Raw genomic sequence first — 21,167 nt, 5'->3', positions numbered from 1 at the left:
CCCCGAAGGATCCACTGTGCCGAAGCCTGTCGTGCTTATCGCCGAAGTACTCTCTCCCGCCACGATCGACGCCCTCGGTCCTGACTTCGACGTCCGCGACGTCGACGGCACCGACCGCGAGGCGCTGTTCGCGGCACTCGCGGATGCCGATGCCGTGCTGGTCCGCTCGGCCACGCGCATCGACGAGGAGGCGTTGGGTCACGCGCCGAAACTGAAGGTCGTCGCCCGTGCCGGAGTCGGCCTCGACAACGTCGACATCAAGGCAGCCACGGCCGCCGGCGTCATGGTCGTCAACGCGCCGACCTCGAACATCGTCTCCGCTGCCGAGCTCACGGTCGGCCACATCCTGAGCCTCGCCCGCCGCATTCCGGCCGCGCACGCCTCGCTGTCTGCCGGTGCCTGGAAGCGCAGCTCCTTCACGGGAGCCGAGCTGTTCGAGAAGACCGTCGGTATCGTCGGCCTCGGCCGCATCGGCGCCCTCGTCGCCGCGCGCCTCGCGGCGTTCGACATGCGGGTGGTCGCTTACGATCCCTATGTCACCTCCGCCCGTGCTCAGCAGCTCGGCGTGCAGCTCCTCTCGCTCGACGAGCTCGTGGCCGAGTCGGACTTCCTGACGATCCATATGCCGAAGACGCCGGAGACGACAGGCATGATCGGCGCCGAGCAGTTCGCAGCGATGAAGCCGACCGCCTTCGTGGTCAACGTCGCCCGCGGCGGCCTGATCGACGAGGAAGCGCTGCACGCGGCTCTGGTCGCGGGAGAGATCGCGGGCGCCGGACTCGATGTGTTCACCTCCGAGCCCCCCGCAGAGGGAGGCACCGCTCGGCCGCTCCTGGACCTCCCCAACGTCGTGGTCACCCCTCACCTCGGCGCCAGCACCGAGGAGGCGCAGGAGAAGGCCGGCGTCTCGGTGGCCCGGTCGGTGCGCCTCGCCCTGGGCGGAGACCTCGTGCCCGATGCGGTGAACGTCGCCGGTGGCGTCATCGATCCCTACGTGCGCCCCGGCATCTCGCTCGTCGAGAAGCTCGGCCAGATCTTCGCAGCACTCGCGACCTCGCCGCTCACCAGCCTCGACGTCGAGGTGCATGGAGAGCTGAACGACTACGACGTGAGTGTGCTCAAGCTCGCTGCGCTCAAGGGCGTGTTCACGAACATCGTCAGTGAGACCGTCTCGTACGTGAACGCGCCGCTCCTCGCCGACCAGCGCGGGATCGCGGTGCGTCTGCTCAAAGACGATGTCAGCGACGAGTACCGAAACGTCATCACCCTCACGGGTGCGCTGTCCGATGGCTCGCAGCTCTCGGTGTCCGGCACGCTCACGGGTCCGAAGCAGACCGAGAAGCTGGTCGGCATCAACGACCACAGGCTCGAACTGCCGATCGAGAAGCACCACGTCGTCATGCTCTACACCGACCGCCCCGGCATCGTCGCGGTGTACGGCCAGAAGTTCGGGGAGGCCGGCATCAACATCGCCGGCATGCAGATCGCCCGTCAGGCGGCCGGCGCCCAGGCGCTCAGCGTGCTGACCCTGGACTCGCCGGTCTCGGACGAACTGCTCGACGACGTGCGCGACGCGATCGACGCCGACCTGTTCCGTCAGATCGAGATCACCGACATCTGATCGCACGGTCTGATCGCACAGGTCGATCGCACAGACGCAGAAGAGGGCGGGAGCGTGATGCTCCCGCCCTCTCGCTCTTCCCGGTGGTGTCAAGCCGTCGCTTTGAGGACCAGAGCGATCAGCTCAGCGAGTTGGTCGCTGCGGGGGACGAGTCGCTCGGGCCCGTGCACATCGAGCGAGTTGTTGAAGTAGAGCCCGTCGCTCACGAGCATCACCAGGTCGAGGCTCGCGTTGTCGCGCACGTGCGGGCGGATCGTCTCCGCCCAGCGTCGTCGGGTGTCGCGGAGCATGTCGGCTGCAGGGATCGATCCGCCCTGGGCCAGCCGCGTCGTGGCGATCAACACGCGATCGAGGGCATCGTCCTCCATCACCGAAGTGCGCACGTAGTAGGCGACCGGCCCCTCGTCTGCGGCGGTCATGCGTTCGAGGTCGAGTGTCGTGAGTCGGTCGAGTCGCTCGACCAGACCCGCCTCCAGCTCGTCCTTCGATCCGAAGTGGTACAGGAGGCCGCCCTTCGAGACGCCGGCCGCTTTGGCGGTCGCCTCGAGCGTCGCCGCTCGCTCGCCGTCTTCGATGAGGATCGCTTCGAAGGCGTCGAGCACCTTCTCGCGGGCGAGGGGAGGTCGGGGCATCGTGGATCCTCTGCACAGGGGGAGGGGCGGGAATTCTGTTACTATACCATCCGGACGGTTCACTAACCGTGCCTTCACGATTCTGAGAGGTGTTCCATGAACCGTACTGCGTCGATCCCGACGACAGAGACGGATGCTCCCCGCGTCGGAGCCCGCGGCTGGGCGGCACTCGTCGTCCTCATGCTGCCGGTGCTGCTGGTGTCGGTGGACAACACGGTGCTGAGCTTCGCGCTCCCGGAGATCTCGATCGCGCTCGCTCCCACGGGGGCGGAGCAACTGTGGATCATCGACGTGTACCCCCTGGTGCTCGCGGGCCTCCTCGTCACGATGGGGACGCTGGGCGACCGCTTCGGGCGTCGGAAGATGCTCCTGATCGGTGCGACCGGCTTCGCCGCCGTCTCCGCACTGGCCGCCTTCGCGCCCACCGCCGGGCTGCTGATCGCCGCCCGGGCACTCCTCGGCTTCTTCGGCGCCATGCTGATGCCGTCGACCCTCTCCCTCCTGCGCTCGATCTTCCAGAATCGCGATCAGCGCCGCATGGCGATCGCCGTGTGGGCATCGGCGTTCTCCGCCGGCTCGGCACTCGGACCGATCGTCGGCGGGTTCCTCCTCGAGCACTTCGCATGGGGATCCGTGTTCCTCATCGCCGTGCCCGTGCTCATCCCGCTGCTCGTCGCCGCGCCGCTGCTGGTCCCCGAGAGCCGTGACCCGAACCCGGGGCGCATCGACCTGATCAGCATCGCGCTGTCGATGGCGACGATGATCCCGGTGGTCTACGCGATCAAGTCGCTGGCCGTCGACGGGCCGAGCCTCAAGGCCGCGGCCTGGGCGCTGCTCGGCTTCGTGATGGGATACCTGTTCGTTCGTCGTCAGCTGCGTGCCAAGACGCCGATGCTCGACATGGCGCTGTTCCGTCGGGGCTCGTTCTCCGGCGCGATCCTGGTGAACCTGCTCAGCGTCGTGGCTCTGGTCGGCTTCCTCTACTTCGTCTCGCAGCATCTGCAGCTCGTCCTCGGGCTGTCCCCGATGATGGCCGGGCTCGCGCTCGTGCCCGGAATGCTCGCGATGATCGTGGCCGGACTCTCGGTCGTCCCGATCTCCCGTCGCATCCCGCCGCACATCGTGATCCCCGTCGGCCTGGCGTTCTCGGTGGCCGGCTACCTGATTGTGGCGTTCACGACGCACGAGCACGGTGTGCTGCCCCTGGTCGTGGCGTTCGTGGTGCTCGGCATCGGCATCGGTGCCGCCGAGACGATCTCCAATGAGCTGATCCTCTCGAGCGCGCCCGCCGCGAAGGCGGGCGCGGCGAGTGCGGTCTCCGAGACCGCCTACGAGCTCGGAGCCGTGCTCGGCACCGCGGTGCTCGGTGGCATCATCACGGCCTTCTACCGCGGAGCACTCGTGCTGCCAGAGGGGCTGCCGTCAGATGTCGTGCATGCGGCCGGAGAGACCCTCGCCGGTGCCTACACAGCGGCACAGGCGCTGCCGGGCCAGCTCGGTGACGCGCTGTGGGAGGCGGCGGCCGCTGCATTCGGCTCCGGTGTGATGGTGACCTCGCTGATCGGCGCCGGCCTCGTGGTCGTCGCGGGCGTGATCGCCGCCGTCACACTGCGCAAAGCCCCCACGCACTGACCAGTACGCTGGGAGGACCGGCTCGCTCGCCCTGCGGTGAGCCTGAGCCGGTCCATCCCCGTGCAGTGCGCAAGGAGTGTCATGTCGCGTGTCGTGAAGCTGGCCGTCATCCCCGGTGACGGCATCGGTCCCGAGGTCATCGCCGAAGCGGAGAAGGTGCTCGACGCCGTCACCGCGGACAGCGATGTGGTCTTCGACAAGACCCGCTTCTCGCTCGGAGCCGGACGCTTCCTCGAGACCGGCGACACCCTCACGGACGACGATCTCACCGCGATCGCCGCGAACGATGCGATCCTGCTCGGCGCGGTCGGCGGCACCCCGGGTGACCCGCGCCTCAAAGACGCGAACATCGAGCGCGGCCTGCTGCTGAAGCTGCGTTTCACTCTCGACCACTACGTGAACCTGCGCCCGTCGAAACTGTTCGTCGGCGCCTCGGGGCCGCTGGCCGACCCGGGCGACATCGACTTCGTCGTGGTGCGTGAAGGCACCGAAGGGCCGTACGTCGGCAACGGTGGGGCGATCCGCAAGGGCACTCCGCAAGAGGTCGCGAACGAGACCTCGGTGAACACCGCCTTCGGCGTCGAGCGCGTCGTGCGCTATGCGTTCGACCTCGCCGAGCGTCGTCGCAAGAAGGTCACGCTCGTGCACAAGACCAACGTGCTCGTGCACGCCGGTGCCATCTGGCAGCGTGTCGTGAACGAGGTCGCGGCCGAGCACCCCGAGGTCACGGTCGATTACCTGCACGTCGACGCCGCCACGATCTTCCTGGTCACCGATCCCTCGCGCTTCGATGTGATCGTCACCGACAACCTGTTCGGCGACATCCTCACCGACCTCGCCGGAGCGGTCACCGGAGGCATCGGCCTCGCCGCCTCGGGCAACATCAATCCCGACGGCGCCTTTCCGTCGATGTTCGAGCCCGTGCACGGCTCGGCCCCCGACATCGCCGGTCAGCAGAAGGCCGATCCGACCGCTGCGATCCTCTCGATCGCGCTGCTGCTCGACCACCTCGGACTCACCGAGGAATCCGCACGCGTGAGCGCCGCTGTCGAGACCGATATCGCTGCGCGGACGGCCGCTCGAACCACCACGGAGATCGGGTCCGCGATCACTGCACGCCTCTGACTGCAGGCGTAGGCTGAACGGGCGCGAGGATGCGCCCACCCACGAGGAATGGATGATGAGATGACGACCATCGATGCCGAGGCGACCGTGGCTCCCCTGGAGTTCGCCGTCACGAAGAACCTGACCGCTGCGTCTCCCGCGCGGCTCGCCGAGGTGCTGGAGAATCCGGGCTTCGGCGTGGTCTTCACCGATCACATGGTCGACATCTGCTGGTCCGCCAAGGGCGGCTGGCACCGTCCGCGCGTGCAGCCGTACGGCCCGATCCCGCTCGACCCGGCTGCCTCGGTGCTGCACTACGCGCAGGAGATCTTCGAGGGCATCAAGGCCTACCGTCACGCCGACGGCTCGATCCACACGTTCCGCCCCGACCGCAACGCCGCTCGTCTGCAGGCCAGCGCCCGTCGTCTCGCGCTGCCGGAGCTGCCGACCGAGTACTTCATCCAGTCGCTGCGCGAGCTCATCGCCGTGGACGGTCGCTGGGTTCCGAGCGGTGCCGACCAGAGCCTGTACCTGCGCCCGTTCATGTTCGCCAAGGAGGCGTTCCTCGGCGTGCGCGCCGCGCAGAAGGTCGCCTACTACGTCATCGCCAGTCCCGCAGGCGCCTACTTCTCCGGTGGGGTGAAGCCGGTGCGTATCTGGCTCTCCGAGGAGTACGCCCGCGCCGGCAAGGGCGGAACCGGCAAGGCGAAGACCGGTGGCAACTATGCGTCGAGCCTGCTCGCGCAGAGCGAGGCGAGCGCCAAGGGCTGCGATCAGGTCGTGTTCCTCAATGAGAAGCGCGATGTCGAAGAGCTGGGCGGCATGAACGTCGTGTTCGTGTTCAAGGACGGTCGTGTCGTGACGCCCGAGTCCGACAGCATCCTCGAAGGCATCACGCGCGACTCGCTGCTGCAGCTGGCGGAAGACCGCGGCTACACGGTCGAGAAGCGACCGATCTCGATCGACGAATGGCGCGAGGGCGTGGCCTCCGGCGACATCGTCGAAGTGTTCGCGTGCGGCACCGCTGCGGTCGTCACCCCGATCGGCGCACTCGTCGGCGACGGGTTCGACGAGCCGCAGCCGCTGGGCGAGCTCGCACTCTCCCTGCGTGAGGAGCTCACCGACATCCAGTACGGTCGCCGCGAGGACAAGCACGGCTGGCTGCTGCGCCTCGACGCCTGACCGCGGGGCACGATCGGTAGGCTGGATCCCATGAAGATCGCCCGGTTCAGCCACGACGAAGCCATCATGTACGGGATCATCGACGAGCGCGAGCTCGTGGTGCTCGCCGGAGACCCGATGTTCACCGGGTACGAGACCACCGGCGCCCGTGTGCCGCTCGCTGATGCCGCTCTGCTCGCACCGGTGATCCCGCGGTCGAAGGTGGTCTGCGTCGGGAAGAACTATCACGATCACGCAGCCGAGATGGGGGGAGAGGCTCCCGAGGAGCCCCTGTTGTTTCTCAAGCCGAACACCGCGGTGATCGGACCGGGTGACGCGATCGTGCGTCCGACCCTCTCCGACCGCACCGAGTACGAGGGCGAGCTCGTCGTGGTCATCGGCAAGATCGCGAAGAACGTGAAGGCCGAGAACGCCCTCGACTACGTGCTCGGCTACACGATCGGCAACGACGTGACCGCCCGCGACCTGCAGCGCAAGGACGGACAGTGGGCGCGCGCGAAGGGCTTCGACACGTTCTGCCCGCTCGGACCCGTGATCGAGACCGACTTCGATCCCGCGAACGCCACGATCGAGACGAGGGTGAACGGCGAGGTGCGCCAGCACGCTCCGCTCACCGACATGATCCACTCCGTGCCGGCGATCATCGAGTACGCCTCGGCCGTGTTCACCCTGCTCCCGGGCGATGTCATCATGACGGGCACGCCGGCTGGTGTCGGCACCTTCGGCGCAGGAGACGTGGTCGAGGTCGAGATCACGGGGCTGGGCATCCTGCGCAACACCGCGCGCGACGCCGTACCCGCGTCATGACCGATGTCGCCCTGACGGCGGCACAACAGACGGCGGTCCAGCGACGCACCGTGCTGGTGCTGTCGTTCGGGCAGGTGCTCGGCGGCATCGCCTTCGGCGCGACGGTCTCGCTCGGAGCCCTCCTGGCGGCGGACATCTCGGGGAACGACGCGCTCTCCGGCCTGGCGACGGCGTCCGTGACGCTGGGAGCGGCGGCGTGCGCGATCCCGCTGGCCCGCCTCGCCGCTCGTGTCGGCCGGCGTCGTGCGCTCACGCTCGGCAACCTGTTCGCACTGGTCGGCATCGCGGTCGTCATCCTCGCCGCCTCCCTGCGCATCTTCCCGCTGCTGCTCGCAGGCATCCTCATGATCGGTGCCGGAAACGCGGGCAACCTGCAGTCGCGATTCGCCGCAACCGATCTCGCCGCCCCACAGCATCGCGGACGGGATCTGTCGATCGTCGTCTGGTCGACCACGATCGGCGGTGTCGCCGGTCCTCTTCTGCTGGGGCCGGGAGAGATCGTCGGGCAGGCGGTCGGGATGCCGCCGCAGACGGGTTCGTATCTGTTCTCCTTCGTCGCGCAGTGCGCGGCGCTCCTGCTCTACATCGTCGCGCTGCGACCCGATCCGCTCCTGGCCGCGCAGCGACTCGCCAAGGCATCCGCCGCTGCCTCCGGCCCGGTGTCCATGGACAGGCCGCTGGTCGCGCGGTATGCGATCTTCGCGATCGCGGGATCGCACGTCGTGATGGCTTCGGTCATGGCCATGACACCGGTGCATCTGTCGCACATGGCGCACGGCGCGGACGGGATGGCGGCGACCCCTGCCGACGTCTCTGCGTTGGTCGGCGTCACGATCGCACTGCACGTCGGTGGGATGTACGCGCTGTCGCCCGTGTTCGGCATCCTGGCCGACCGCTGGGGGCGCCTGCAGGTCGTGCTGCTCGGGCAGGTGCTGCTCGCCGGGGCTCTCGCGTTCGCCGTGTTCACGGGCACCGAGGCCTGGGGCGTCATGGTCGCACTCATCCTGCTGGGCCTGGGATGGAGCGCGGCGACGGTCGCCGGTGCCGCGCTGCTCACCGAGGCATCCGCACCCGAGCTCCGCACGCGCAGACAGGGTCGCAGCGATTCGCTGATGAGCCTGTCGGCTGCGGCCGGCTCGGTGCTGGCCGGAGTGGTGCTGTCGAACTTCCAGTACTCGGGACTCGGCATCGCGGCCTTCGTCCTGGTCGTCGCGATCGTGGTGCTGTCTCCGCTGGCGCGTACCGGAACACGGTGAAGGACTGGTCCGGGGTCGGCGAGGCGTACTGCGCCTCGTACGCGGCGCTCTGCGCCGGGACCTTCGCCACGATGCACGAGGCTCTGGGCGGATCACGCGGCCGCAGCCTCGTCGACGTGGGTGCCGGCGACGGCACACTCGCTGCGATGTGGGCAGCGGGGGGATGGGCGGTGACCGCCTGCGAACCGGAGCCCACCATGCGCGCGGTCTCGTGCCGGCTGCATCCCCTGATCGACACCGTCGACGGGGCGCTCCCGGCACTCCCGTTCTCGGACGGGTCGTTCGACGTCGCCATCGCGAACTTCGTACTGAATCACGTGGCATCTCCGCGTGCCTGTGCGTCCGAGCTGCGACGAATCAGTCGGAGTGCGGTCGTGGCGACGATCTGGACGCTCTCGCCCTCGTGGTTCTGGGCTGAGGTCGGCGAGTGTGCAGGGATCGCTCCGTTCGTGGGTCCGAGGCTCCCGGACGCGGAGGACTTCGAGCGGACGGCCGACGGCTTCGGGCGGATGCTGCGGGAGTCCGGTTTGCAGCACGTCGACGTCACAGAGCTCGACTGGACCTGGAACGCGGATCCGTATGCTCTCTGGCGCTCGGTCGAAGGGGGAGTGGCCGGTGCCGGTGCCCTGTACGCCGGACTCGATCGGGCCGAGCGGCACCGTTTTCGAACCGCTTTCGACAACGTCGTGGACGAGCGGAGTGTGTGCGGGTTCGTGCCGCTGGAGCATCGTGCGGCGGTCGCCGTGAGCGCCGCTCGCTGAGCGCTCCGATGCCCCAGCGGCGCGGTCAGCCGTCCCCGTAGAATTGAAGGGCTATGGCTACCCCTCACCCCCTCACCACGACTGTCAGTGGTGCCGACGTCCGCGTCCGTTTCTGCCCCTCGCCGACCGGTCTGCCGCATGTCGGCATGGTCCGCACGGCTCTCTACAACTGGGCCTATGCCCGTCACAACGGCGGGAAGATGGTGTTCCGAATCGAGGACACCGACGCCGCCCGCGACAGCGAGGAGAGCTTCCGCCAGCTGGTCGACGCGCTCACCTGGCTCAAGATCGACTGGGACGAGGGCGTCGAGGTCGGCGGACCGCACGCGCCGTACCGGCAGTCGGAGCGTCACGATATCTACCGCGAGGTGATCGACAAGCTCATCGCCACAGGAGCCCTCTACGAGAGCTACTCCACCGCCGAGGAGATCGATGCGCGCAACGAGGCCGCCGGCCGTGCCAAGCAGCTCGGCTACGACAACTTCGACCGCGACCTCACCGACGAGCAGAAGGCGGCTTTCCGCGCCGAGGGCCGTCAGCCCGCTCTGCGCCTGCGCGTACCCGACGAAGACGTCACCTACGTCGACCTGATCCGTGGCGAGGTGACCTTCCCGGCGGGCTCGTTCCCCGACTTCGTGGTGGTGCGTCCGAATGGCGTGCCGCTCTACACGTTCGTGAACCCGGTGGACGATGCGCTCATGGGTATCACCCACGTGCTGCGCGGCGAAGACCTCATGCCCTCGACCGCACGCCAGCTTTCGCTGTACGCGGCTCTCATCGATGCGGGGGTCACGACGTTCGTGCCGCGCTTCGCGCACATGCCGCTGGTGCTGGGCGAGACCGGCAACAAGAAGCTCTCCAAGCGCGACCCGCAGGCCGATCTGTTCCTGCACCGTGAGCGCGGCTTCATTCCCGAGGGACTGCTGAACTACCTCGCGCTCCTCGGCTGGTCGATCGGCCCCGACCGCGACGTGTTCTCGCTCGACGAGTTCACCGCGGCATTCGACATCGTCAACGTCAACCCGAACCCGGCGCGCTTCGACCAGAAGAAGGCCGAATCGATCAACGGCGACCACATCCGCATGCTGGGGGAGAAGGACTTCGCCGAGCGGACGATCCCGTACCTCGCCGCCGCCGGGCTCTTCGACGAGCCCACACATGAGCAGCTGGTGACGGCGTTCCGCGTCGCGCCCCTCGTGCAGGAGCGTGTGCAGCTTCTCGGCGAGGTCCCCGGGATGGTGGGCTTCCTCTTCACCGACGAGGTCTCGTACGCCGAGGACGCGCTCAAGGGCCTGCCCGCGGATGCCGCCGAGGTGCTCGATGCCTGCGTCGTCGCTCTCGAGCCGCTGGAGGAGTTCACGCCGGAGAAGATCCAGGAGGCTCTGGCTGCAGAGCTGGTGGAGAAGCTCGAGCTCAAGCCGCGCATCGCCTACGGCCCGCCGCGTGTGGCCATCACCGGCCGCCGGATCTCCCCGCCGCTGTTCGAGTCGATGGAGCTGCTGGGCAAGGATGAGTCGCTGCGTCGTCTGCGTTCCCTGTCGGCGTTCCTCGCGAGCTGAGCCGCGACGCGCCCGGGCGGCGGCACACGGCACCGGTTTTGGTGTTCCGCCGCCGCTCGGGTAGGCTTGATTCTCGGTGCGAGGCTCCGGTTTCGCCCTTGGGGTATGGTGTAATTGGCAACACGACGGTTTCTGGTTCCGTTATTCTTGGTTCGAGTCCAGGTACCCCAGCAAGATGAAAACCCCCGCTCAGGCGGGGGTTTCTTCGTTTTAGAGGCGCCGGATTCGTCCGGCCCGAGAGTGAAGCGTTCGGCAATGGCCCCCGGCGATCCGTGTCAGCACGGAAAGCAGGGGGCCTTCGCCATCGGCCGTCAGGTCGCGCGGCGGCGCAGGCGGAACAGCCACGCGCCGGCCGCCAGCAGGATTGCAGCCATTCCCGCCCACACCCAGCCGATCGCGCCGTCTGCTCCGGTCGTCGCGAGCGGAGCAGAGGAGCTTTCGGTTCCGGGCTTGGACGCGCTGCCGTCTCCGCTTCCTGCGCCGCCGTCCCCGTTGCCGCCGTTCCCATTGCCGCCCTCGCCTGGTGTGCCGGTGTCGGCCGCAGCGAACTCGATCGAAGCGAGCACACGGCTCTCGACACCGTTCAGCACCAGCTCGGACCCCTCCATGGCGAAGCTGTCGACACCGCTGACCCTGACCGTGGAACCCGCGATCCGGAAACCGGCAGCCGGCGTGAGCGTCAGGCGCACCTGGTCGCCGCGATCCGCAACGCCCTCTGCGGGCGAAACGGTGCCGCCGCGCACCTCGGTGCGATAACTGAAACGCACGGCCTGGGCCTCCACCGCGTCGACGGCGGCCTTCAGCGCCTCGAAGCTCGTCCGCAGCTGTGCCTTCGTCGGCGCCACGACAGCGGCCTTCGCGACCGCACCATCGGTCGAGCCATCCCGCGCTCCTGAAGATCCCGAGAGCAGAGCCGCACTGTGGGCTGTCGCCGTGGCGAGAGCATCGCCGAGCGCCTCATCGAAGACACGTCCGTTGGCGGCCTCGACCTCGTTCGCGTTCATCAGCTCCGTCGCGTACTCGACGGCCTGGGTGAGTGCCGCCGTCTCTGTAGTCGAATCATCGGCGGCGAAGAGCCCGGCGATGTCGCTAGCAGTCAGTGGCCTGTCCCACATCCGCAGGTCGTCCATGTCGAGACCGATGCCGTAGCTCTTGCTCCCGTCCACGCCGACGAGCATGCTCAGGCCGCTGGTCATGCTGCCGATTCCCTCGATGCTCGTCTCCTTGGCCAGCATGCCGTCCATGTATGTGCTCGCCAGGTTCCGTGTGCGGTCCACCGTGACGGTCATGTGGTGCCAGGAGCTGCGGTACTCGCCGACATCACCCGTCGCGTAGACGCCGTTGGTCCCGTCGCCGAGCGTGAACTCGAGCTTGCGGGTGTTCGTTCCCTCCGGGGCGAGGTTGATGCCGGCGCGATACCAGTTCGCCCAGTTCTTGTTGCTGATGATCGCACCGTAGCCGTTGACGCCGGTGACCTTCGTCCAGAAGCTGATCGTGAGGTCCTTGTCGGTACCGAGGTCGAACTCGGGACGAGAACCGAGATCGATGTAGCTGCTCGCGCCCGCGCCGATGCGCACCGCCGTTCCCGAGGACCCCGGGCGATCGGTCGCGACGTACGAGACCGCGCCGACCGGCTTCGCCGCAGGCCCGGAGCCCGCTTGCGTTCCGGTGTCACCGAGGTCGCCCTCGAAGGCGAGGTGCAGGAACTCCCCGTCCGGTGCGGGTGCCGGGGTCTCCGGGAAATCGGGGAAGACGAGCTCGCCGGTCGTGCGTACGATGCCGGTGAGCGGCTCCGACGCGTTCTGGAAGTCGTCGTACGCCGTGACCGTGACGGTGTAGTTCTTCGCCGGTTTCAGACCGCGGATGTCGAAGCCCATCGTGTTCGGGGTCATGTAGAACCGCGAGTATGCCTTGAACGAGCCGGTGACGGACTTCGCCGGGTTCTTGCCGAAGTCCGGCACCTGGTTCACTGTGAACGAGACCGGGTTGCCGGCCTGATCGCGGATCTCGACCTCGTAGTAGTTCACGAGCTCGTCGTCCTTCGCCTGGTCGAAGCGGAGCGTGAGGGATTCCTCTTCGACCTCCGTCGCGGTGACGGCGGCAGCGCCCCACCACGGCGCGACCGTGCTGCGCTGTGCGGCGGTGTACGTGAAGCCGCTCGTGCCCTTGGTCGTATCGACCACCCAGGGCATGCCCACCCAGCGCTGGTGGGTGACGTCGAATCGACGGATGACGGTGGAGCCGTCGGCGAGCACGGTGATGAAGTTCGCGTATTTCTGCGACACCCCGGCAGCTGGATCTCCCTGATTGCCCCCGAAGTATCCACCTCCGACGAAGTCGCCGGGAACATCCTGGTAGATGTAGTTCATCGAGGCGTTCTCGTAGACCGTGAAGTCCTTCTGGAAGATGCTCGTCTCCGGGTTCGAGGAGAAGTGCGTGTGCGCTGAGCCCAGCATCACCTGCGGGTAGGCCGCGAGGATCCGCTGCAGGTCGGGTCCCGCCATGTCGTAGTCGGCGTGGAAGGGCCCTCCGAGCGACGTGCCAGCGTAGCCGCTGTGGATCGAGACGAAGATCGGCTTCGCGGGGTCGTAGTCGGGCCTCGCGGCGATGTCCTGCAGCGTGGAGGTGAGGAAGGCCTGGTATCCGGTGCGCTGCCCGCCGTATCCGAACGTGCTGGTGCCGTTGTAGTCGAGGCCGATGAAGTCGATGCCCTCGATCGTCGTGTGGAAGTTGCTCACGTAACCGGTGGCGGCGTTCGGGTAATGCCACGCGGGCGCCTCGGCCGGCGCGTTCTTCCGCGCGGATTCGAAGGTCGTGCCCATCAGATCGGCGATGTCGTGGTTGCCCTGGGTGAGCAGGACCTGCGACTCGGGGAAGCTCTCGCGCATGACCCGTTCGACCGCGCGATACCAGCCGGCGACCTTCTCGCTGTCGCCGGCGAGGTGAGCGGAGTACTCCGGATCGTTTGCGCCGACGACGTCACCGTTGTCGACCACGACGCGCGGATCGAAGCCCTTGGCATCCGCCCACGCACGGATCGCCTGGAAGTGCGGCTTCGCGCCCTCGTAGGCCACCTGCTCGGAAGTCTTGTCTGCTGTGGCAGCGCCCCCGAGTTCGGTATCGGACATCGTGATGAACTCGAGCGTGGCGTCGGCGCCGTTGTAGGCGTCGTTCGCGGCGTCGATGCGCTGTTGCGTCATCGCTTCCACGGCAGTGGAAGAGGTCGGGACGGCCGTGGGAGCGACCGCCGCTGCCGGGAGAGTGGGCGCGAGCAGGGTGAGGGCCGTCGTGGCCGCGATCACCCCTCCGCAGAGTGCGCGGCGCAGGGCCGCCTCTGGACGCGGGCGCGTCTTCTTCGGGCGATCAGGGGTCAGCATGAGGATTCCTCGCAGGGGTCGTCGGGTTCGAAGGGTGGTCAGAAGTGGCGGGAGGTCAGGGAAGCGGGGGCGGGGAGGGCATCAGTGAAGCGGCCCAGGGGGCCGTCACGGTACGGAGGTGGGGGATGCAGGCCGTCGTGCCGCTCGCCCCCCGCTGATCGGCCCGGACCTGTACGACGCGGCATCCGGCCGCGACGGCAGCACGCACGCCGACCTCGGAGTCCTCGAACACCAGGCACGCGGCCGGATCGACGTCGAGCAGGCCGGTCGCCCGCAGATAGGGTTCTGGGCTCGGCTTCGTGCGTCCCACATCGTCCGCGGTCACGACGACGTCGAATACGCCGAGGCTCACGTTCTCGGCGACCGCATCGACCCATGCCCTGGTCGAGCTGGTCACGAGACCGATCCGGATCCTCTCGCGCCGCAGATGCGCGAGCGCCTCCTCGGCACCCGCGATCCACTCCAGGCTCCCCGCGAAGGAATCGAGCGTGATCTCCTCCAGTTCTGCGGCGAGGTCGCTCGCCGGTGCAGACGACCCTTCGAGAGCGAGCAGGGCGCGAGCGGCATCGATGCTGGACAGCCCCTCGAACCCGGCGAGCTGCGCCGACGACATCGACGCGCCAAGGCCGGCGAGCCGGGCGGTGATCACGTCGAGCCACACCCTTTCGCTGTCCACGAGCGTGCCGTCGAGGTCGAACAGCACGGCGGCGGGCCCAGCGGAGGGGGAGCGATCGGAAGAGGGAGTCGACGAGGTCACGGGACGATTACCCCGCTCCTCGGTGTGCGCGGAGCGGCGCGCAGATGAACGACGTCTGAACGATGGACGGGTGCGGGTGCGGCGGGGGGACAACTGTGAACTGCTGTCCTGATGGCGCGATCGGGGACATCGCGACTCACCTAGTCTGAGACGGTGCTACCGGCAACCCCGCGCTCTCATCGCGAGATCCTGCGCGATCTGATGACCAGGATCATCGATGGGGAGTTCGCCCCGGGCTCCCGTCTTCCGTCCGAGACCAAACTGGCCCTCCACTACGGCTCGACCCGCGGCACGATCCGCCGGGCTCTCGCGGGTCTCGAGGATCGAGGGCTGGTCTCCCCGGTTCATGGCGCAGGCTGGACCGTCCGTTCCGGCCGACAGAGCCAGTCATTCGAAGAACTGCGCTCGTTCGCGCAATGGGCCCGGTCCAAGGGGATGACCCCGGGAGGGCTGGTGCGCCGCAAAGAGTTCGGGGAGGCGACCGCGGCGGAGGCACGTCGCCTGTGGGTGGCCCCGCGGACGCGCGTGCTGCGCGTGACCAGGACGCGCAGCATCGACGGCCGCGACGTGATGCTCGAGCGCACCAGCTACCCGCACTGGATCGCTGATCGGGTGGCCACGATCGCCGACGACGAGGCGTCCGTCGTCGAGGCGCTCTCGCGCGACTTCGGGATCGTGACAGCGTTCGCCGAGCACGCGATCGATGCCGTCGCGGTGTCCAGTGCCGACGCCGAGCTGCTCGGGGTGCGTCGGGCGAGCGCGCTGCTGCGGGTACGCCGTGTGAGCTATGCCCCCGCAGGTGAGCCGATCGAGTACGGCGAGGACCGCTACCTGCCCGACACCGTCACGTTCCTCGTCACGGCGTCGCGGGAGCGCACACCGCTCACGCGCACCGAGTTCTCGCGGTAGCGGATCGCGCCGCGTCGCAACGTCTCCCGCGTCGCAACGTCTCCCGCGTCGCGTCCGGCGATGTCGAGGCCGCCGAGTAATGTGAATACGTGACAGGAACACGAGCAGAAGCGGCATTCTCCCGCGCTGTCACCGCATTCAGCACTCCGACTCTCGACCTGCTCCACGGGCGCTTCGCACCCTTCGTCGTCGCGTCGCTCTCGCTCCTGTTCACCGCTGACCGGGCATCCATCCCGATCGCCGACGCACAGGCCGAGCTCGCCGAGATCCTCGATGAGCTGAGAGGGGCGGGAGACGACGATGACGACCGTCGGGTCCCCGCGGGGACCGGCCGTGACGTCGCCCGGAACTGGGTACGGCTGGGCTGGCTGGTACAGCAGATCGACGAGGACATCGAGGTATATCGCCTCTCCGCGCACGCCGTCGAGGCACTGGAGATCGCCGGGCGCACGGGCGGCGGGCGCACGCGCGTCTCCAACTCCCGTGTGCGTACGCTCCTCGAGGCCGTGGAGCACCTCTCGGACAGCGCTGAGGCCGATCCCGTGCGTCGCCTGGCCCGACTTCGGGAGGAGCGGGCGGCACTCGACGCCGAGATCGACCGGATCGAGGAATCGGGCAGGGCGGATCCGCTCGACGATGAAGAGTTGTTCGAAGAAGCGGAGAACGTGCTGCACCTGGCACGAGAGCTCCCCGCAGACTTCACGCGCGTCGCAGAGTCGCTCAAGCTCATGCAGCGCGACGTCGTCGCCCATCTGCGGCGTGACGAGCGACCGACCGGCGAGGTGCTCCGGGAGTATCTGCAGCGCGCGCAGGACGTCATGAACTCGACTCCGGAGGGGCGTGCGTTCTCCGGAGCCCTGCGGTTGATCGGCGATCCTGATCGCATCGACGCGCTCACCGAACAGCTGCACGGGCTGCTCCGGCAGCCGTTCGCCCGCATGCTCGACAGCACTCAGCGTGCCGAACTCGATGCCATCGGGCGCCGGGTCGAGCTCGGCGTCGAAGAGGTCCTCGCCGCACAGCGACGGGCGTCGCACGTCATCACCGGCCAGGTGAAGACCCACGATCCGCTGCGGGACCGTCAGATCGACGATCTGCTGCGTGACGTCATCGCCGCACTTCACGTCTGGGACGGCGCAGGGGCGAGCGGATCGCCCGTGCGCAGCCTCCCGCTCGTCGATCTGGGACACCTCAGACAGACGGTGAGCAGCATCCGCCCGCCGGCAGCTCCCGCACCTCTCGCGGATGCCGACGACGTCGAGTTCGACGACGTCGACTCCCGCGCGTGGGGCGGTCCGCGGTATGCGGAGCTCGAGGAGTACGTGTCGGGTCTCGGCCCGGAGTTCGATCTCGCCGCCGCGTTCGCGGAGGCCGCAGACGACACCCGTCGTCCTGTCGACCTCGTCGGACTTCTCGAGATCGCCCACCGCACAGGCATGACCGAGGGCGACGAGGTCTCGGTGGTCGAAGCGCGGCGTCCGGACGGATCGACGCGACGTTTCGCTTTCGGCGCCGTCACGGCGCGCAACCCGAAGGAAGAATCACATGCCTGAAGAGAGCCTCGTGACGACGACGCCGATCGAGGACCCGTTCATCGCCCCGGTGCCGATGGAAGACGACATCGAGGAGCACTTCGCGGGTGATCGCGGGACTTTGGACCCCGAGATCCGGCGCTTGCTCGCGCACATCCTCCAGCGCCGTTTCATCGCTGCGGAGCGCAATCGTCGGGAGTGGACCCTGCTGCTCGACCACCAGCACGTGATCGAGTCGCGCCTGAACGATCTCTACCTCCGGCTGGTCGTCGATCACGGCCGCGGGTTCGCCTACAAGCAGCAGCTGCGCTCCGACGAGATCGACATGCCGGTGTTGCTCAAGGACGCGCCCTACACACGCGCCGAGACCCTGGTGCTCGTGCATCTGCGCACGGTCTTTCAGCGCGAGTCCGCCGCGGGCGAGGCATCGGTGCGCATCGACATCGAAGATCTCGAGCAGACCGTGCTGAGCTATTTCAGCGATGTCGACGGCGGTACGGCCCGGCAGCAGAAGGCGATCCGCAACGCGATGGATCGCCTGGATCGAGAGGGCATCGTGCAGGAGGAGACCAGTGGGCGTTATCGCATCAGCGCGCTCGTCGAGGTCGTCCTGAGTGCCGAGACCCTGAAAGAACTCCGCGACTGGCTGCGGTCGCAGGAAGCGGTGGAACGATGACGATGGTCGACACGCTCTTCGGGCTGATCCCGGCGGGTTCGCGGGGGCAGCAGTGGGTGGCGGAGGAGCTGCAGCTGATCAACTGGGGCGGATACGACGGCGGCCCCCACCGCGTGCGCTTCTCGCCGGATGCGACTCTGCTGTGCGGAGGGTCGGGTTCAGGCAAGTCGACCCTCATGGATGCCTACATCGCCTTGATGATGCCGCACACGACGCCGTTCAACGGGGCCTCCAACGGTGGCGTGACGGGTCGCCCGCGCGGCGAGGAGCAGCGGAACATCCTCTCCTACGGGCGAGGGAAGATCGACGAATCCCGCACCGAGGAGGGCACGAAGCTGCGTGTGCTGCGCGGAGACGGGGAAGACACCTGGAGTGCGATCGCGACCACGTGGCTCGACCACGACGGGTCGCGGTTCACGGCTGTGCGGGCGTGGTACATCCCGGCGGATGCGCGCACCCTGGAGGACACGACCCGGGTCCGGGCCACCGTGAACGGGGCGTTCGATCTGGGAATGCTGGAGCGTGCGGCGACGCTGCGTCTCTCCGATGCGTCGGTGCGGGCCACGGGGCTGGAGACCCTGGCGACGGATCGAGAGTTCTCGGCGCGTCTGCAGGCGGTGCTGGGGATCGGTGCGGCCGGCTCCGGTGCCAAGGCCATCAGCCTTCTGGCACGGATCCAGGCCGGGCAGCAGATCACGACGGTCGATGATCTGTACAAGAAGCTCGTCCTCGAAGAGCCCGAGACCATGGCCACCGCCGATGCCGTCGTAGCGCATTTCGACGAGCTCGAGAGCACGCGCACGAGGATGCTCACGGCGAAGCAGCAGGTGAACGCGCTCGAGCCGATCCGAGGGATCAAGGACCGCATCGTGTCGGCCGCCGAGCGCGTGCGCGTGATCGACGAGGTCGGTGTGTTCACCGATTCCTCCTCTCTGGCCGCCCTCTGGAACGCGCAGCGCCGCCTCGATCTCCTGCGCGACGTCGAGGTCGAGCTGGGCGATCGCTCCCGCACGCTGAGTCTCGCCGTGCGCGAGAAGCGTGCTCTCGTCGATGCCGCCGATGTCGAGCGCGAAGGGCTTCTCGACGTACTGAGGCAGTCCGGCGGCGACCGTCTCGAGACGGCCCAGCGAGAGCTCCGGGTCGCCGAGCGTCGTGTCGAAGACGTCCGCCGGGAGCGGGCGAAGTTCGACGTCATCGTTCGGGACCTGGGAGAGGAGGTCGAGACCGCCGCGCAGTTCGACGCCTTCGTCGCCGGTGCTCGAGGGTCTTCTCCGAAGTCCGGGATCCGTGATGCCCGTGCCGCCTTCGCCGATGCCGAGACCGCACGCAGGACGACGGAGTCCGAGGTCCGCCGACTGCGCGAGGAGCGTGAGAAGACGAGTCGCGTACGCGGGAGCATCCCCGCGCATCTCGATGAGTCGCGAAGCCTGCTCGCTGAGGCGGTCGGGCTCGATCCTGCCGATCTTCCGTTCGTCGGCGAGCTCATCGAGCTGCGGACCGAGTTCGAGCCGTGGCGCGAGGCATTCAACCTCGCGCTCGGAGGCTTCGCCAGGACGCTTCTGATCGACGTCGAGAACCTCGCTTCGTTCCGCACGGCCATCAACTCCGTTCGCACTCCGGAACGATTGAACTACGAGGGTGTCCACACCGGCCTCCCCGAGGTGCGAAACGCCGACCCGAAGACCCTTCCCGGCCGGCTCGACTACTTGCCGACGCCCTTCACCGGCTGGCTTCAGCAGCGACTCGTGGATCGCTTCGGTTACGTCTGCGTCGACTCGTCGTCGCAGCTGGGCGCACACCAGAAGGCTCTCACGATCAGCGGCCAGGTGTCGCAGGGGAGCCGGGGTGCCCACGGCGGGCAGAGCCGCAGCAACATCCTGGGCTTCACCAACGATCGACGGCTGCGCGAGATCGACGAGCAGCTGCGGCAACTGGCTGCGCAGTATGAGGAGTGCGTGTCCTCCGCGAAGGATGCAGAGGCGGCGCTCGATCGTATCGAGGCGCGGTCGACCTCGTTCGCGAAGATCGAGGATCTCACGTGGGAGCAGATCGATGTGGCCACGGTGGAGGCCGAGCGGGAACGCTGGCTCGCGGTCGAAGCAGAGGTCACCACGGCCAGCCCCGAGATCGCGCAACTCAAGCGCCAGGCCGAAGAACTGAGGGCGCGCGCGGGACGGCTCCGCGATGAAGAGGCGCGCCTCGGCAACGAGCTTGCACAGACCCAGGAGCAGTGGGGTCAGGTCACCGACGACGTCGACAGCTGCCAGTCGGTCATCGATTCGGCGGCGGCATCCGAACTCGTGCTGGGGGACCGGCACGCCTCGTTCCTGGACAGCCGATTCCTGCACGCCGAGACCGGAGGCTCCCCGACGGCGGCGCAGCGGTTGACGCACCTCGACACCGCGCTCAGGACGGCAGCGCAACGGCTTCTCGACGACCGTCGCGAAGCCGCCGAGGCGCACGAGCAACAGCGCGAGAGCATGCGCCGACTCATGACGGGGTTCCTCGAGCGCTGGGACAACCTCACGATCCTTCCGGATCCGGACGCGTCGGTCGGAGAATTCGAGAGCATCCTGGAAGCTCTCCAGACCAACGGGCTCCACGAGCTGGAGACCGAGTGGCGCGACAGCCTGCTCAAACTTTCGGGCAATGATCTGACGAGTCTCGACTCGACACTCAGCCGTTCGCTGCGCGAGATCAAGGACCGCATCGATCCCATCAACCGGATCATGGAGGAACTGCCCTTCTACGACGACGATCACCGTCTGCAGATCACCCCTCGTGAGAACCAGACGGAGGCGCGCAAGCGCTTCCGCCGTGAGCTCCGTGAGGTACGTGGACTCATCGATGCGGCGGCGACCGATGCTGAGCGGGAGACCGTCTACCGCAAGATGAGTCGCCTCATCGCCCGCATGCGCCGCACGGCCCCCGACTTCGCGGAGCTGATCGACGTGCGAAACCACGTGCGGGTGAGCGCGGAGCGCGTCACCGCTGCGACGCGAGAGCATGTCGCGCTCTACGATCACATCGGCGAGAAGTCCGGTGGCGAGTCGCAGGAGCTCGTCGCGTTCATCGTCGGTGCCGCCCTGCGCTACCAGCTCGGAGACGCGGGCGCAGCTCGACCGCGCTACGCGCCGGTATTCATGGACGAGGCACTGATCAAAGCCGACGCCCATTTCACCAAGCGTGCGATCGGCGCGTGGCGGGGTCTCGGCTTCCAGCTCGTCATCGGTGCACCGAACGACAAGTACAGTGCGATCGAGCCGCATGTGGATGTCGAGTACGACATCCTCAAGGACACGCGCGGTCGATCTTGGGCGAAGGCGAAGGTGGGTCTGCCGGAAGCGGCGGTCTGAGCGTCG

The 21,167-nt window shown here is 67.9% G+C and carries 15 protein-coding genes and 1 tRNA gene; 13 read left to right on the top strand and 3 right to left on the bottom strand.

Annotated features, from left to right (window positions below):
* The first annotated feature begins 16 nt into the window (after positions 1–16).
* Complete coding sequence (serA, locus tag ACIQLD_RS03395; RefSeq protein WP_402604982.1) at positions 17–1,621, top strand: phosphoglycerate dehydrogenase; 1,605 nt, start codon at positions 17–19, stop codon at positions 1,619–1,621.
* Positions 1,622–1,710: 89 nt separating this feature from the next.
* Here the strand turns inward: serA and ACIQLD_RS03390 are convergent, their stop codons facing one another.
* On the bottom strand, positions 1,711–2,253 hold the full coding sequence (locus tag ACIQLD_RS03390) for a TetR/AcrR family transcriptional regulator (RefSeq protein ID WP_402604980.1): 543 nt from the start codon (positions 2,251–2,253) through the stop codon (positions 1,711–1,713).
* A gap of 96 nt (positions 2,254–2,349) precedes the next feature.
* Between ACIQLD_RS03390 and ACIQLD_RS03385 the strand changes: the two genes are divergently transcribed.
* The 8 genes from ACIQLD_RS03385 to ACIQLD_RS03350 all read left to right on the top strand — a co-directional run bounded on the left by ACIQLD_RS03385 (position 2,350) and on the right by ACIQLD_RS03350 (position 10,725).
* Positions 2,350–3,885 (top strand): MFS transporter, encoded by a 1,536-nt coding sequence (locus ACIQLD_RS03385; protein WP_402604977.1) that lies wholly within the window; start codon positions 2,350–2,352, stop codon positions 3,883–3,885.
* An 81-nt stretch (positions 3,886–3,966) separates the two neighbouring features.
* Positions 3,967–5,010, top strand: a complete 1,044-nt coding sequence (locus ACIQLD_RS03380) for a 3-isopropylmalate dehydrogenase (protein ID WP_402604974.1) — start codon at positions 3,967–3,969, stop codon at positions 5,008–5,010.
* 60 nt (positions 5,011–5,070) lie between these two features.
* Positions 5,071–6,171, top strand: coding sequence for a branched-chain amino acid aminotransferase (locus tag ACIQLD_RS03375; RefSeq protein WP_402604972.1), 1,101 nt, complete (start codon positions 5,071–5,073; stop codon positions 6,169–6,171).
* A gap of 30 nt (positions 6,172–6,201) precedes the next feature.
* Entirely contained in the window at positions 6,202–6,978 is a 777-nt protein-coding gene (locus ACIQLD_RS03370) for a fumarylacetoacetate hydrolase family protein (RefSeq protein WP_402604969.1), read from the top strand.
* Positions 6,975–8,234: an MFS transporter gene (locus ACIQLD_RS03365; RefSeq protein ID WP_402604966.1), complete on the top strand. Its 1,260-nt coding sequence runs from the start codon at positions 6,975–6,977 to the stop codon at positions 8,232–8,234. Before ACIQLD_RS03370 ends, ACIQLD_RS03365 begins: the two co-directional genes overlap by 4 nt.
* On the top strand, positions 8,231–8,995 hold the full coding sequence (locus tag ACIQLD_RS03360) for a class I SAM-dependent methyltransferase (protein ID WP_402604964.1): 765 nt from the start codon (positions 8,231–8,233) through the stop codon (positions 8,993–8,995). Before ACIQLD_RS03365 ends, ACIQLD_RS03360 begins: the two co-directional genes overlap by 4 nt.
* A 53-nt stretch (positions 8,996–9,048) precedes the next feature.
* Positions 9,049–10,554 carry a glutamate--tRNA ligase gene (gene gltX, locus ACIQLD_RS03355; protein WP_402604962.1) on the top strand — a complete coding sequence of 502 codons (1,506 nt, stop codon included), beginning with the start codon at positions 9,049–9,051 and terminating at the stop codon, positions 10,552–10,554.
* Positions 10,555–10,653: 99 nt separating this feature from the next.
* Positions 10,654–10,725, top strand: a tRNA-Gln gene (locus ACIQLD_RS03350).
* A gap of 140 nt (positions 10,726–10,865) precedes the next feature.
* Here ACIQLD_RS03350 and ACIQLD_RS03345 read toward each other — a convergent pair.
* Entirely contained in the window at positions 10,866–13,931 is a 3,066-nt protein-coding gene (locus tag ACIQLD_RS03345) for a LamG-like jellyroll fold domain-containing protein (RefSeq protein ID WP_402604959.1), read from the bottom strand.
* 55 nt (positions 13,932–13,986) lie between these two features.
* Positions 13,987–14,688: an HAD family hydrolase gene (locus tag ACIQLD_RS03340; RefSeq protein WP_402604956.1), complete on the bottom strand. Its 702-nt coding sequence runs from the start codon at positions 14,686–14,688 to the stop codon at positions 13,987–13,989.
* Positions 14,689–14,841: 153 nt separating this feature from the next.
* Between ACIQLD_RS03340 and ACIQLD_RS03335 the strand changes: the two genes are divergently transcribed.
* The 4 genes from ACIQLD_RS03335 to ACIQLD_RS03320 all read left to right on the top strand — a co-directional run bounded on the left by ACIQLD_RS03335 (position 14,842) and on the right by ACIQLD_RS03320 (position 21,161).
* Positions 14,842–15,597, top strand: coding sequence for a GntR family transcriptional regulator (locus ACIQLD_RS03335; RefSeq protein ID WP_402604954.1), 756 nt, complete (start codon positions 14,842–14,844; stop codon positions 15,595–15,597).
* An 89-nt stretch (positions 15,598–15,686) separates the two neighbouring features.
* A complete protein-coding gene (locus ACIQLD_RS03330; protein WP_402604952.1) occupies positions 15,687–17,150 on the top strand; it encodes a DUF3375 domain-containing protein in 1,464 nt (487 codons plus the stop codon).
* Positions 17,143–17,805 carry a DUF4194 domain-containing protein gene (locus ACIQLD_RS03325; protein ID WP_402604950.1) on the top strand — a complete coding sequence of 221 codons (663 nt, stop codon included), beginning with the start codon at positions 17,143–17,145 and terminating at the stop codon, positions 17,803–17,805. Before ACIQLD_RS03330 ends, ACIQLD_RS03325 begins: the two co-directional genes overlap by 8 nt.
* Positions 17,802–21,161: an ATP-binding protein gene (locus ACIQLD_RS03320; RefSeq protein WP_402604948.1), complete on the top strand. Its 3,360-nt coding sequence runs from the start codon at positions 17,802–17,804 to the stop codon at positions 21,159–21,161. The genes ACIQLD_RS03325 and ACIQLD_RS03320 overlap by 4 nt, the downstream gene beginning before the upstream one ends.
* Positions 21,162–21,167 lie beyond the last annotated feature (6 nt).

The sequence above is a fragment of the Microbacterium sp. NPDC091662 genome (assembly GCF_044756705.1).
Lineage (GTDB): Bacteria > Actinomycetota > Actinomycetes > Actinomycetales > Microbacteriaceae > Microbacterium.
This window is presented reverse-complemented; position numbering and strand designations above follow the sequence as displayed.

What these genes read in the sequence shown, in the direction of transcription:
- gltX (WP_402604962.1), top strand. Translation starts at nt 9,049, where the DNA reads ATGGCTACCCCTCACCCCCTCACCACGACTGTCAGTGGTGCCGACGTC.
- ACIQLD_RS03385 (WP_402604977.1), top strand. Translation starts at nt 2,350, where the DNA reads ATGAACCGTACTGCGTCGATCCCGACGACAGAGACGGATGCTCCCCGC.
- ACIQLD_RS03375 (WP_402604972.1), top strand. Translation starts at nt 5,071, where the DNA reads ATGACGACCATCGATGCCGAGGCGACCGTGGCTCCCCTGGAGTTCGCC.
- ACIQLD_RS03365 (WP_402604966.1), top strand. Translation starts at nt 6,975, where the DNA reads ATGACCGATGTCGCCCTGACGGCGGCACAACAGACGGCGGTCCAGCGA.
- ACIQLD_RS03325 (WP_402604950.1), top strand. Translation starts at nt 17,143, where the DNA reads ATGCCTGAAGAGAGCCTCGTGACGACGACGCCGATCGAGGACCCGTTC.
- ACIQLD_RS03345 (WP_402604959.1), bottom strand. Translation starts at nt 13,931, where the DNA reads ATGCTGACCCCTGATCGCCCGAAGAAGACGCGCCCGCGTCCAGAGGCG.
- ACIQLD_RS03370 (WP_402604969.1), top strand. Translation starts at nt 6,202, where the DNA reads ATGAAGATCGCCCGGTTCAGCCACGACGAAGCCATCATGTACGGGATC.
- ACIQLD_RS03380 (WP_402604974.1), top strand. Translation starts at nt 3,967, where the DNA reads ATGTCGCGTGTCGTGAAGCTGGCCGTCATCCCCGGTGACGGCATCGGT.
- ACIQLD_RS03390 (WP_402604980.1), bottom strand. Translation starts at nt 2,253, where the DNA reads ATGCCCCGACCTCCCCTCGCCCGCGAGAAGGTGCTCGACGCCTTCGAA.
- ACIQLD_RS03320 (WP_402604948.1), top strand. Translation starts at nt 17,802, where the DNA reads ATGACGATGGTCGACACGCTCTTCGGGCTGATCCCGGCGGGTTCGCGG.